Below are 13522 nucleotides of genomic sequence, written 5' to 3'. Positions count from 1 at the left end.
TCAGTTGACCGTGACCTGACCGAGGGCGGCTTTCGCCTCCTGGGCCTGATGTTGCGGTGCATACACTTGCTTGAAGCGTACCGGCGGCAGGTTGAACTGGCCCTTCTGCGAGAAGCGCACCAGATGACGCAGGCGCAACTCACCACTCAGCGCGTCGACCGGCACCGCGTATGCCAGTTGTCCCGGTTCGAAACGCGCCTTCTCCAGCGCGGTCGGTTCGGTGCCGTCCTTGCCCTGCAATTTGATGCCCCATGTCGTGCGCTCGACATCCGCGCCCGGTGGCAGCGGCACTTCGAGCATGCCGTAGCGCAGCGGTTTCGGTGCCTTGCTGGTGAGGATCACCTCGTCCAGGTACAGGCTGTCGCTGGACAGCGGCTTGGTGCCGACCGGCTCGAGTTTGAAGGTGAACGCTTCGTCGCCCGGCACCAGCCGCGACAGACGCCGAGTGACGCTCACGGCCATCGGATCGACCTGCGGCTGTTGAGTCTGGAAGCTCAGCGCTGCACGCAACGGCCGCTCTTGCGCGCCGGACACGCTCAGTACGTTCGGCAAAGGCGTCGCGCCTTGCCATGTCCAGTACATCTCGCCGCTGGCGCCGTAGTTTTTCTTCCAGCCCTCACCCGGCATCAGCGCGATGGTCGGCGAGGCCTGAGCGATGCTGCGTTGCAGCCAGGTCAGCGCCAGTGCACGTTCCAGTGTCGATTGCTGCGGCAACAGACGTTGCAACAACGCCGTGGCGCGAGCCTGATCGAACGGTTGCAGCGACAGGTTCAGTGCTTCAACGAAGGGCTGCGAGCTGACGGCCAGACGTTGTTGCGCTGCGCCCAGTTGCCGATTGAACGCCTCCGGCAAAGCAACTTTCGCCTGCGTGGCCAACGATGCAGTGAGTACCCGCGCCGTCGCCAGACCAAGTGCCGAATCCGGGTCGTTCATCACCAGACTGTCCTGGCCGTCGTCGAGCAAGGTTTCGGCACTGCCTTCACCGGCCTTGACCAGATCGTCGATCAGACCGCTGAGCAGCGTGTTCACTGGCAGCTGCATCTGTTTGGCGAACGACAGAATCAGCGCCCGCTGCAGCAATGGCGTATTCGGCGCTTGCTTGGCGTACACCTCGAGTACGCGCTGCCAGTGCTCCGGCGGCAGGGTCAGGTCGAGTACGCGGCTGGCATTCCAGTCAGCGTAATAGGCATAGGCGGTGAGAAATGCATCCGGCTCGCCGTCGTAGCCCCACCAGGTGAAGCTCGCCGACGGCCCGGCCATTTGCACCAGACGCAGGCGGCTGTTCTGCATGATCAGGCGCAAGCGATCGCGAATCTGCGGGTTCGACGCCAGCGATGGATAAGCGATGCTCAGCGGCAGCAAGCGACTGGCCGTCTGCTCGACGCCGCCGTACGGGTAGCCGAGCAGATCATCGAGGGCGGAACGGAACAGCGCTTGCGGACTGTCATCCAGACGCAGGCGGATATCCGTGGCATCCGCCGGCAAACTCAAGGGTGTGTCGCCGCTGACCACATCGAGACTTTGCGTTTGCGTGACTTGCCAGCCTTCACCGGTGGCACTCAAGCGCACAGCCAGGGCATCGGCGACTTTGCCGTCCTGCACCAACTCCGCCGTCCACTCGCCAGAGGCCAAAGCGAACGCCGGCAGTGGCAGGTAATTGATGCCGCTGTTCAGGGTCACCGGCAGACGTTGTTCGGTACCGGCATAGTGAGTCACCAGTTCCGCCTTGACCGGTTTCTCTGCCTGACTGAAAGCGAACACACCCAGCTGCGGCTGATCGCCCTTGCGGAATTTGCTCGGCCCGCTCCACTTCAGGTAAAGCGGTTTTTCCGAACGGACAAACTGCTTCTTCTGCCCGACCTGACCGTCATCGGCAATCGCTCGAGCGGTGATGCGCCAGCGGGTCAGCGAGTCCGGCATCTTGAAGGTGAAGCGGGTTTTGCCGTCGGCGCCGGTCAACAGCTCCGGCTGCCACGCAGCGGTGTCGACGTCTTCACGGCGCGGACGCTCAAGCACCTTCACGCCGCGTTCGCTGCGATTGGCTTTACCCGGGGCGCCGGGGCTACCCGGCAATGCCACGTCGTAGCTGATGAATGACAGGCTGGCACTGGTGCGCACGTTGTTGCGCCGAGGGTGATAGAAGAACTGGTCGATGCTCGGCGCGACTTCCGGTTGCAGCGCGTAGACCATTTCGTCGACCACGCTGACCGTCAAGTGTGCCGGAACCGCTTTGCCGGCGAACTGCGTGGTCAGGTCGACCGTGACCGTATCGCCCGGCAGGTACACCGCTTTGTCGGTGCTGATCGCCACGTCGATTTGCGGCGCGACCACTTTGATCCCGGCGTTCTGAAAGCTGTACTGACCGCCCTTGGTGTAGAGCACGGAGAAGGTCAGGTTCGGCGCGAAGCTGTCTTTCACCGCAATGCGCGCGCGGTATTGGGTGTCGCTGAGTTTTTCCAGTTTCAGCCAGTCGCCGCCCTTGGCCAGCAGCGCAGTGGCCTCGACCTTGTCGCGCTCCAGCGACAGCAGTGCGTCGCTGACCGGCTCAGGGAAGGTGATCAGCGCCAGCGCTTCTTCGCCCGCCTTGTACTCGGGCTTGTCGAGGACGATTTCCACCGTGCCCGGCACCGCTTTCACACCGTCGCCGGTGACCGAATGGCCGGTGGCGCCGAGGACGCGACCGTGTTGATCCTTCAGCGTCAGGTTGTACGTGCCCGGGCGTTCGAAGGCCATGCTGAAGCCTTTGTCATTCTCCGCGAGTTTGCCCTCGCCTGTGCTCTGGTCTTCCAGACGCACCCAACCATACGTGCTTGGGGTCACCGCTTTGCTTTGCTCAGTGCCGCCCTCGTTGGCGTAGCTGAACGCAACCTTGTCACCGACTGCACTGAAGCGTTGCGGCGCGCTCAAACGAAAACTCGCCGCGCCACGGTCGATGAGGATTTCCTTGGTGGTCTTGACCCGATACGCCGCGCCATCGCTGGCGAACACGGTGAGCATGTAGCGGCTCGGTTTTTCCGCCGCTGGCAGATCCAGTGTCGCGTTGCCTTTGCTGTCGGTAGTCAGTTCGGTGCTGGTCAATTCCACCGGGAATTGCCCGAGGTATTGCAGCTCGTTGTCGACCATCGACAGTTGCTGGGCGCGCAGGCTCAGGCTCAATTTGGCGTTGGCCACCGGTTTGCCGTCCGGATAGAGCAGCACCAGATTGCCTTTCACCGGCTCACCGGTGCGGTAATCCTGCTTGGCCAGATTCAGCGAGATTTCGAAGTGCGGCTTGATGTATTCGGCGACGCGGAAAGCACTGCTGTAGGCCTGATCCTTGTAGTTGAAACGGATCTCGTAACCACCGGCCACGGCGTTATCCGGCAACTGGAAGCGACCCTGGGTACCTGCTTTCGAATCAAGCTTCAGATTGAGGGTTTGCAGTTCGGTCCCCGTGGCATCGAGCACGCTGACACTGACATCCGCCGCACCCGGCAGCACCGAATCACGGGCATTCTTGAACTCGCGCCCGACGATTTTCAGCGACACCCAATCGCCCGGGCGATACAGCGGCCGATCGGTGAAGGCATACAGTTTGGTGTCGTAGATTTCGCTGTCGTAGTAGAAGTTTTCCGAGACGAATACGCCGCCCTCTTCGTCCTCGCCGATGACGAACGAACGCTCCGGGCTGACGTGTTTCAGACGCAGCAGACCGTCGGCATCGGTAGCACCGCTGCTCATCACGCCGAGGCCATCGGTCCACAGCACATTGACCTTCGGCACCGAGCTGCCTTCGTGTTTGCGCGCGGCCCAGACCAGCAATTCATCACCGGCAATCTTGCTCACCGCGACGGTGTTGGAGACGAAAACCATGGTGGTCGCGCGGTACTTGCCGATCAGCGCTTCGACCAGATACAGCCCCGGCTTCAGGTTGCCCAGCGGGATGTACACGTTGCCCGGTGCGACGCTGACAAAGTCGCTGGACGAGCCGGCCAGATTGACCCCGGCCGGCGGCTGAATCGGCTTGGCCTGCCACAGCGGATAACGGAACTGGCTGACCACCGGCAGACCCGGGATCAGCGCAAATTGCGGCTGCGCGTCGTACGGCGTCGGCGCGGCCATGGCCTCGCCCATTTTCAGTTCCGGCACTTCTTCGGTGACCTGCTTGCGCGATTCGTAAGAGAACGCACGCTGCATCACCCGCCGGGATTTGCGATACCAGTTGTCCCACAGATACGCGAGGGTGTTGGACAGACCTTCGCCCTTGAACTGGCCGTCACTGACGACGCGGTGCAGGTTCTTCTGGCGCTTGAGGAAATCCAGCGGCTTGTCGATGCGATATACGCGAATGTCGGCGCCGCCGTACGGCTCCATGCGAAAGCGCCGGTAGTCACGACCCGGGGCTTCGAGGCGGACCATCGCCGGCTCGTCGCTGGCAAAACTGCTGTCGGCGAGCAGGAAGAAACTCTCACCGGCCACCGGCGTGTAATTGCTCGGCTCCACCGAGTCTTCGGCGTTGACCCAGGTAAACGGCAGCAACAACGCTAACAGCAAAGAAATTCGCGAACAGATACGCAACATGCGGGCACCGGTCATTGGGAGAGAAAGTTCAGTCGATAGACGCCGATGAAGTTGGGGTTGGCTGCGTCGGGTATCCATCGGGTGTCCTTCCATGTCATGAGTTGCTGCAGGCTTGCCGAACGCATGCCGTTGTCAGTGGGGGTGGTGGTGCCGGTGTGATAGGCGATGTAGCGGCCCATCCAGATCATCAGGTGCTGATCGTCGCCCTGATCGAAAAACATCAGGTCACCGGGCCGCGCCTGCGCCACATCGCGGCCGACCAGATGGCTGTTGAACTGAATCAGTTTGATCGCGTTGACGTACGGCCCGACCTTGCCGCCGCCCTGCTGCCACTGTTGCGCGAGCTTGCGTTGCTCGTCGCTCAGCGCCAGTTCCGGCGGCAGGTAGCGATTGGACAGACCATTGCTGCGCAGCCATTTGTCGTCGTGGACTTTCAGCGCTTCGTTGGCGGCAAAGCGCACCAGGCCGGCGCAGTCCTGCTGATACCAGCGCGGGCTTGGGCCTTGGCTCAATTGCTCTTGAGCAATACGCACAAACCAGGCGCGAAACACCTGGGATTGCGCCGGGTCGAGCGCTGGCGCTTCAACCGCACGGGCGCCGGCGCTCAGCAGCAAAGCAAGCAAGCCGAGGCTGCGGATCAGTGCGCTCACAGCGCTTTCCATTCCAGCGGCAGCCATTGCCAGTGGCCGTCCGGCTCACTGCCTTCGGGCAGGGTCAGGGCATATTTGCCGTAGCCGCCAAGGGTGCGCAGTTTCGGCATCAGGTAGGTTTGCGCGGCGTTGTAGAACACCGGCTCCATGTCCTGCGGCAGGCTGTCGAGGGTTTCGCGCTGCATCAGTTGCGCCATCGCGTCCGGGCCGAAGTAGATCGGCATCAATACGTCTTTTGGCAGCACGTCGGCCATCGGCGGGAAGCGCTTGTCGAGGGTGCCGAGGGCTTTGTCGACGAGTTTGTCGTCGAGGGAAAACAGCAGCGTCGAGCCGTGACGGGCGAGGCTGACTTTCATGAACGCCTTGCCGGAAATCGCCTCCGGGTTCTCGGCGGTCTTCGCCGCGTACGGCCCGAAACTGGAACTGACCTGACGCTGCCAGACGTGGCTCTGGCCTTCCTGCTTGTCGATCACCGGGAATACGCTTTCGGCGACATTGGCTTCGAACGCGCCGACCATCGAGCCGAACAACTTGCCCAGATCACCATCAAGCTTGCTGCTGTCCTCGTCTTTGAGGCTGGCGACCAGCAATGGCGTGTACAGCCGCGAATCGGCGTACCAGCACAGGCCGGCCGCGCCGGCGATATGTTCGGTGAGGGTCTGCGCCACCGCTTCTTCGGCGCCGAGTTTGATCAATATCGGCTTCTGCGGCTCGGCCGCCACCGGCAGGGCCACGCAAGCGCTCGCCCCCAGCGGCATCGCTTGCCAGACCGGTTTGAAGTCGAAGTCCGGCTGGTTTTCCAGCTCATCCATGGCCAGATAGCTGTGCCAGCCCTTGTCATCCATGTCGAAACGCAGCCCGGCGAAATTCGGGATGAAGCGCTGATAGCCCATGGCGAGCACGCTGGAATTGACCGACAGACGCTGCCTGGTTTCCGGGCTTTTCGCCGGCAAGCCGAACGCTTCGGGGAAAAGTTTTTCACCGTTGAGCAACGCCGCCAGCGCTTGCGCGGAGACGCGGCCCGATTCTTCCGAGACGCCGCTTTCCGGGTCGTAGTACTTGGCTGGATTGGACAGCACCACCAGTTTGTCGCCGCGCGACGCGAACAGCAGCGATTTGCTGGCGTTGTAGCTGAGTTGATACAGCGGCACTTCGTCGCTGCCGACTTTGAGAGTGCCGAAGACGCTGAGCTGGGTGTCATCCAGCGCCACTTTCGCCAATGGCTCGAGCAGCTTGGCCAACCCGCCGCGATCCATCACCAGCAGGAAATCCTTCAAACGACCATCGGCGCCACGCCACAGCGCAACATCGGCCGGTTGATCGAAAAGCTGCTCGATCAGGCTGTCCTGCAACTTCAGGTCATGCTCGTAGATAATCCGGCGCAGGCTGCCGATCAGGCCGAGGCGATCGGCGTGAGTTTCGTAATAGAAGACGAAATCCTCGGTGAGCGTGGCCTTGAGAAACGGCACCGTCAGGAGGTCCTTGGGCAACTGGCTCAGTGAACGGGTTTCGAGCAAGGCATCCGGACGGCCGAGGCCGAGCCTGTCACTGGCCAGTGCCGCTGGCGGCGCTTTGGGCTTGAGCAGCAGCCAGCCGAAACCGCCCGCCACACCGGCCACCAGGCACAGGCCGAGCAAGACCAGCGGCCAGCGCCGCGAAGGTTTGGCCGCCGGTGTCGCGGCAGCTGGAGTCACAGTGTTATCGCTCATGTTCACAACATCCGAGTTCATCCGTGGCGGGATGCTTAATAGTTGAAAGTCTTGACCAGCAACAGATCACCGATCGCCCGCAGGGGCACGATGAAGGTTTCGCGTTTTTCGTCGACGGTGTTTTCGTTGAGCACCAGGGTGATCTGCGAAGTGATCACCTCGTTCTGATTGCTGGTCTCCTCGAAGTTATAGCCACCATCGCCGTAGTTGCCCCAATAGTTGACGTAGACCAGATACGTGCCGTGCAGCGGCGCGGTCATGGTGAACATTTCCGGGCCGGGGCCGTCGACGCCATCCGGGTCGAGGCCGCCGCCATTGCTCAGCGCCGGCCGTGCCCAAAAGGCATGCTGACCGTCGGGGGTGACAATATGCAGATCCAGCTCGGCTTTCGGGTCGTCCCATCCCAAGACAAGACGAATCTGCGCCGGCGTGCGCAGATTATTTGCTTCATAAAATTGCACGCGCTTGAGCGACTGGCCCTCGGCGCTGATCACTTCGACGCTGTTGGAACCGGCGCCAAATGCGTAGGGCCGGGCAAAACGTCCCTGATCATCGGTGTACAGATTCAATGGATTGCCGTTGACGGCGAGGGTGTGCGGCGGACGCATGTGGCCGAGGGCTTTGAGCTGGCCCTGGATCATCGTGCGATTGCGCTGAATGCCGCGATCGATCGGCGGCGTCGGGTAGGCGACCTGCGAATTTTCCGAACGATCGAGCAGGCCGTGATAACGCCAGCCGCCGACCGGCTCGGACAATTGCGCAGCCGGCGCGGCCCACAGCACAGGCGCGCAGGCGAAGCCGATCAGCAGCAAAAGAAATAAACGCATGTGACGCCTCCTGCCATGCCTTGAACGAAACCTTGCACCCGATCCTCGGTACTTCACAGCGGTGAACTGCGTTTCGTCTGAATGCCCCGCAACTGTCGGGGCCGTAGAAGCCGCGAAGATTAGCGATTCGGCAGTTTTTTAACAATCGGATACATGTGTGATTGCTGTAGGAATCTCGCTTTCGAGAGGGCGTGAGCCGAATAGCGAAGTTATTCGGCTCATAAAATGAGCCGAATAAGCCTCAGCCCCGAAACTTCACATTAACTTTGTGACGAGGGGATTTATCCCAGCTCGGCTGCGCAGCAGTCGTAAAACCGGCGACTTCGATTTTCCTGAGAGTATCGGTTGTCTGGTTTTAGGGTTGCTACGCAACCCAGCGGGGATAAATCCCCTCGCCACGGGGTCGTGTGCGCGGCTTTGGGTGGGGCGTCTCATTTGCCCATACCCCCCCTATCTGCTAGTGTCGCGCCGGTTTAACGTCTACCGGAAATTGCCGCCATGGCCCGCAAAAAAGCTGCACTGGATTTCGAACAATCCCTCGCCGACCTGCAAACACTGGTTGAGCGTCTGGAAAACGGTGAATTGTCGCTGGAAGACTCGCTGACCGCTTTCGAGCAGGGCATCGGTCTGACCCGTGACTGCCAGGCGGCGCTGGCCCAGGCCGAGCAGAAAGTGCAGGTGCTGCTGGAGCGTGATGGCGAACTCGCCGAGGAACCCTTCGACGCGGATGAGCCAGAATGATCGCGGCGTATTCGGCGAGTAGTCAGGCCCGGGTCAACGCGGCGCTGGAAACGCTGTTCAACGCGCCGCTGCCGGAACTGGCGCGGCTCTACGAAGCTATGCGCTACAGCGTGATGAACGGCGGCAAGCGCGTGCGCCCGTTGCTGGCTTACGCGGCGTGCGAAGCCCTCGGCGCAAAGGCTGAACAGGCCAGCGGCGGGGCCTGTGCGGTCGAGCTGATCCACGCCTACTCGCTGGTGCATGACGATTTGCCGGCGATGGACGATGACGATCTGCGTCGCGGCCAGCCCACGACCCACAAGAAATTCGACGAAGCCTGCGCGATCCTCGCCGGTGACGGCTTGCAGAGCCTGGCCTTCAGCGCCCTGCTCGACCCGCGCCTGAGCGATTGCAGCAGCGAAATCCGTCTGCAGATGGTCACAGCGCTGGCCCATGCAGCCGGTCCGGAGGGCATGGTCGGTGGTCAGGCCATCGACCTCGGCTCGGTCGGTCTCAAGCTCGATCAAACAGCCCTGGAACAGATGCACCGACACAAGACCGGCGCGCTGATTGAAGTCAGCGTCAAGCTTGGTGCCCTGGCCAGCGGCCGCGCCCAGCCTGATCAGCTGCAGGCATTGCAGACTTATGCACAGGCCATCGGCTTGGCCTTTCAGGTGCAGGACGACATCCTCGACGTGGAAAGCGATACCGCGACCCTCGGCAAACGCCAGGGCGCCGATATCGCCCGGGACAAACCGACCTACCCGGCCCTGCTCGGCCTCGACGCTGCCAAGGCCTACGCTCTGGAACTGCGCGATCAGGCCTTGCAGGCGCTGCGACCGTTTGACGCGGCCGCCGAGCCGCTGCGCGAGCTGGCGCGGTATATCGTCGAGCGGCGCAACTGACGGCGTATCGGCCAAAAAAGACCAACGCGTGGGCAGGGGCCGATGCATCAGGTAAACTGCCGCATCTTTTATACCTATAACGATTCGCCTGATGCCCACGACGTTTCATGAGATTCCCCGCAAGCGCCCGACCACGCCCCTGCTCGACCGCGCGAACACGCCGGACGGCCTGCGCCGGTTAGGCGAAGCCGAGCTGGAAACCCTGGCCGATGAGTTGCGCCTGGAATTGCTCTACACGGTCGGCCAGACCGGTGGGCATTTCGGTGCCGGCCTGGGCGTGATCGAGCTGACCATCGCGCTGCATTACGTCTTCGACACCCCGGACGACCGTCTGCTGTGGGACGTCGGGCATCAGGCGTATCCGCACAAGATCCTCACCGGTCGCCGCGAGCGCATGGCCAGCCTGCGTCAGAAGGACGGCATTGCCGCATTCCCGCGCCGCTCCGAGAGCGAGTACGACACCTTTGGCGTCGGCCACTCCAGCACTTCGATCAGCGCCGCGCTGGGCATGGCCATTGCCGCCCGCCTGCAGGACAGCGATCGCAAGGCCATCGCCGTGATCGGTGACGGCGCGCTGACCGCCGGCATGGCCTTCGAGGCGCTCAACCATGCGCCGGAAGTCAACGCCAACATGCTGGTGATTCTCAACGACAACGATATGTCGATCTCGCGCAACGTCGGCGGGCTGTCGAATTATCTGGCGAAGATCCTTTCCAGCCGCACCTACGCAAGCATGCGCGAGGGCAGCAAGAAAGTCCTTTCGCGCCTGCCCGGCGCCTGGGAAATCGCCCGTCGTACCGAAGAATATGCCAAAGGCATGCTGGTCCCCGGCACCCTGTTCGAAGAGCTGGGCTGGAACTACATCGGCCCGATCGACGGCCACGATCTGCCAACCTTGATCGCCACCCTGCGCAACATGCGCGATCTCAAAGGCCCGCAGTTCCTGCACATCGTCACCAAAAAAGGCAAAGGCTTCGCCCCGGCGGAAGTCGACCCGATCGGCTACCACGCCATCACCAAACTCGAACCTCTGGACGCCCCGGCCGCTGCGCCGAAAGCCGCCAGCGGGCCAAAGTATTCGGCGGTGTTCGGCGAGTGGCTGTGCGACATGGCGGCGGCTGACGCGCGCCTGGTCGGGATCACCCCGGCGATGAAGGAAGGCTCGGATCTGGTGGCGTTCAGCGAGCGTTTCCCGGAGCGTTATTTCGACGTGGCGATTGCCGAGCAGCACGCGGTAACGTTCGCCGCCGGCATGGCCTGCGAAGGCGCGAAACCGGTGGTGGCGATCTATTCGACATTCCTGCAACGCGGTTACGACCAACTGGTACACGACGTCGCCGTGCAGAACCTTGACGTGCTGTTCGCCATCGACCGTGCCGGCCTAGTCGGCGAAGACGGCCCGACCCACGCTGGCAGCTACGACCTGTCGTACCTGCGCTGCATCCCGGGCATGCTCATCATGACCCCGAGCGATGAAAACGAATTGCGCAAAATGCTCACCACCGGCCACCTCTACAACGGCCCGGCGGCAGTGCGTTACCCGCGTGGCAGCGGGCCGAATGCAGTCATTGAAAAAGATCTCGAAGCGATCGAAATCGGCAAGGGCATCGTCCGTCGTCAGGGCAGCAAGGTCGCCATGCTGGTGTTCGGCGTGCAACTGAGCGAAGCCTTGAAAGTCGCCGAGAAGCTCGACGCCACCGTGGTCGACATGCGTTTCGTCAAACCGCTGGATGAAGCGCTGGTGCGCGAGATCGCCGGCAACCACGAGTTGCTGGTGACTATCGAAGAGAACGCAATCATGGGCGGCGCCGGTGGCGCGGTCAGCGAATTCCTCGCCCGCGAGAACATCCTCAAGTCGATGCTGCATCTGGGCTTGCCGGACATTTACGTCGAGCATGCGAAACCGGCGCAGATGCTTGCCGAGTGCGGGCTGGATGAGGCCGGGATCGAAGCGTCGATTCGCCAGCGCCTGGCATTGCTCGCCCAATAAACGCAATACCCTTGTGGGAGCGAGCCTGCTCGCGAAAGCGGACTGTCAGTCACAGACGAACTGACTGATACACCGCCTTCGCGAGCAGGCTCGCTCCCACATTTGATTTGTGTACACCTGAAACTCCCGTTGGACTGTCCATGAACCTCTCGCGCCTCGCCCTGCCCCTCCTCCTGCTGCCAACCGCCAGCGCCCTTGCCGATACATTCGAGCGCGATCAGGCGCTGAAGCTGCCGGACACGCTGATCAGCGCCAATCGTCAGGTCGAGGCGCGCAACGACAGCAGCGCCGCCAACACCGTGTTCACCCGCGAAGACATTGATCGCCTGCAACCAAGCGACGTGCCCGATCTGCTGCGTCGGGTGCCCGGCGTGCAAGTGGCGCAGACTGGCGGGCGCGGCAGTCTGCCGGGGATCTACATTCGCGGCACGCAATCGGCGCAGAGCCTGGTGCTGGTCGATGGCCAGCGCATCGGCAATTCGACTTCCGGCGACAGCAATCTGCAACATCTGAACATCGAGCAGATCGAGCGCGTCGAAGTGCTGCGTGGTTCACGCTCGGTGATTTACGGCAGCGACGCGATTGGCGGGGTGATCCAGATCTTCACCCGGCGCGGCACCGAGCAAGGCTTGCAGCCACGCCTGCATCTGGGCTTTGGCAGTCAGCAGACCTGGGAACGCAGCCTCGGCTTGTCCGGCGGTGACGACAAAACCCGTTTCAACCTCGGCGCCAGCCTCGACGAAACGGCCGGGCTCGACCGTACCCACGAGTCGTATCCAAGCGACAGCGACCATGACGCCTACCGCAACAAATCCCTGAGTCTGAGCCTCAGCCACGCGCTGAACGAGGACATCGAAGTCGGCGCCAATCTGCTGGATAACCGTGGCAGGAGCGAATTCGACAATCCGTTCGGCCGCTTCGACATGGACACGTTTGAGTCGGTGCAACAGCAGCCGTACAGCGACTTCAATATCAGTAGCGTGAGCAGTTACGTCGATGCGCGGGTCAACGAAACCTGGAAAACCCGCGTCGAATTCGGCCACAGCGAAAACCGCGAGAAGACTTTCGACAAGCTCAGTGACGAGCGCACGGTGTTCAACACCTATCGCGACTCAGTGAACTGGCAGAACGACCTGACGCTCGACCCGCGCAACAGCCTGATGCTCGGTGGTGACTGGTACGAAGACCGGATCAACAGCAGCACTGCGTTCGACGAGGACAGCCGCTGGAATCGCGCAGCGTTCATCCAGCATCGCTATCAGGCCGACAGCTTCTCCACCGAGATCGGCGTGCGCCACGACGACAACCAGCAGTTCGGCAGCCAGAACACTTGGAGCGGTACTTTCACCCTGCCGCTCAATCCGGATAACGACGTGCTGCTGAGCTACAGCGAAGGTTTCCGCGCGCCGACCTTCAACGACCTGTACTACCCGGATTTCAGCAATCCCGACCTGAAACCGGAAACCTCAAAAAGCTACGAACTGCAATGGCGCAGCCAATTGAGCGACAGCGCGCGGCTGGAGGCCTCGATTTACCGCACCGATCTGCAAGACGCGATCATCTTCGGTAGCAACTCACGCCCGCAGAACGTTGCGTCAGCGCGCATCAACGGTTTTGAAGCAGCGCTGAAGCAGGAGCTGTTTGGCTGGCAGAGCAATCTCGGCGTGGCGATCATTGACCCGCGAGATCGCGATACCGGGCATACCCTGGCGCGACGGGCGCGGCGCACGGCCAGTTGGGATCTGGATCGGCAGTTCGATCGCTTGGGTGTGGGCGCCAGCTGGCAATTGGTCAGTGGCAGTTACGACGACTTGAACAACACCCAGTCGCTGGGCGGCTACGGCACGCTCGGGCTGCGCAGCAGTTGGGCGCTGAACCGTGAGATCAAGCTGGATCTGAAGGTAGATAACTTGCTGGACAAGGGCTACAGCCGGGCGAACTACAGCTATGACGGCGCGCAGTATGGCTATCGCGAGGAAGGTCGGGCGTGGATGTTTGGGGTCACCTGGACTCCTGAACTCTGAGCTGAGATTTGTATTGGCTGGCTGGCCTCTTCGCGAGCAGGCTCGCTCCCACAGTAGACTGAGTGCGGCCACACAGTTTGTTTTCACCGCAAATCCAGTGTGGGAGCGAGCCTGCTCGCGAATACAGGCGATGCGGT

At 62.0% G+C, this 13522-nt stretch carries 8 protein-coding genes; 4 read left to right on the top strand and 4 right to left on the bottom strand.

The genetic code is table 11. The features are described from left to right. From ACV8MC_RS10015 to ACV8MC_RS10000, 4 genes are read right to left on the bottom strand one after another with little or no spacing between them, the layout of a single operon-like run. Nucleotides 1–4575, bottom strand: coding sequence for an alpha-2-macroglobulin family protein (locus ACV8MC_RS10015; protein ID WP_457265151.1), 4575 nt, complete (start codon nucleotides 4573–4575; stop codon nucleotides 1–3). Then, nucleotides 4572–5222, bottom strand: a complete 651-nt coding sequence (locus ACV8MC_RS10010) for a DUF1175 domain-containing protein (protein WP_423664906.1) — start codon at nucleotides 5220–5222, stop codon at nucleotides 4572–4574. Before ACV8MC_RS10010 ends, ACV8MC_RS10015 begins: the two co-directional genes overlap by 4 nt. Next, nucleotides 5207–6919, bottom strand: coding sequence for a DUF2138 domain-containing protein (locus ACV8MC_RS10005; protein ID WP_457265149.1), 1713 nt, complete (start codon nucleotides 6917–6919; stop codon nucleotides 5207–5209). The genes ACV8MC_RS10010 and ACV8MC_RS10005 overlap by 16 nt, the downstream gene beginning before the upstream one ends. A gap of 35 nt (nucleotides 6920–6954) precedes the next feature. Then, nucleotides 6955–7746: a YfaP family protein gene (locus ACV8MC_RS10000; RefSeq protein WP_457265148.1), complete on the bottom strand. Its 792-nt coding sequence runs from the start codon at nucleotides 7744–7746 to the stop codon at nucleotides 6955–6957. Between the two features lie 498 nt (nucleotides 7747–8244). Here ACV8MC_RS10000 and ACV8MC_RS09995 point away from each other — a divergent pair, with 498 nt between their 5' ends. The 4 genes from ACV8MC_RS09995 to ACV8MC_RS09980 all read left to right on the top strand — a co-directional run bounded on the left by ACV8MC_RS09995 (nucleotide 8245) and on the right by ACV8MC_RS09980 (nucleotide 13385). Next, a complete protein-coding gene (locus tag ACV8MC_RS09995; RefSeq protein WP_016772991.1) occupies nucleotides 8245–8487 on the top strand; it encodes an exodeoxyribonuclease VII small subunit in 243 nt (80 codons plus the stop codon). Next, a complete protein-coding gene (gene ispA / locus ACV8MC_RS09990) occupies nucleotides 8484–9371 on the top strand; it encodes a (2E,6E)-farnesyl diphosphate synthase (RefSeq protein ID WP_457265146.1) in 888 nt (295 codons plus the stop codon). Before ACV8MC_RS09995 ends, ispA begins: the two co-directional genes overlap by 4 nt. Nucleotides 9372–9462: 91 nt before the next feature. Next, nucleotides 9463–11361, top strand: coding sequence for a 1-deoxy-D-xylulose-5-phosphate synthase (gene dxs, locus ACV8MC_RS09985; RefSeq protein ID WP_457265144.1), 1899 nt, complete (start codon nucleotides 9463–9465; stop codon nucleotides 11359–11361). 140 nt (nucleotides 11362–11501) lie between these two features. Then, nucleotides 11502–13385 (top strand): TonB-dependent receptor domain-containing protein, encoded by a 1884-nt coding sequence (locus tag ACV8MC_RS09980; protein WP_457265142.1) that lies wholly within the window; start codon nucleotides 11502–11504, stop codon nucleotides 13383–13385. Nucleotides 13386–13522 lie beyond the last annotated feature (137 nt).

It is taken from the genome of Pseudomonas sp. PK-RTE-24 (genome assembly GCF_054052265.1).
The sequence above is the reverse complement of the archived record's forward strand: the minus strand, read 5'-3'. Positions and strand labels throughout refer to the sequence as shown.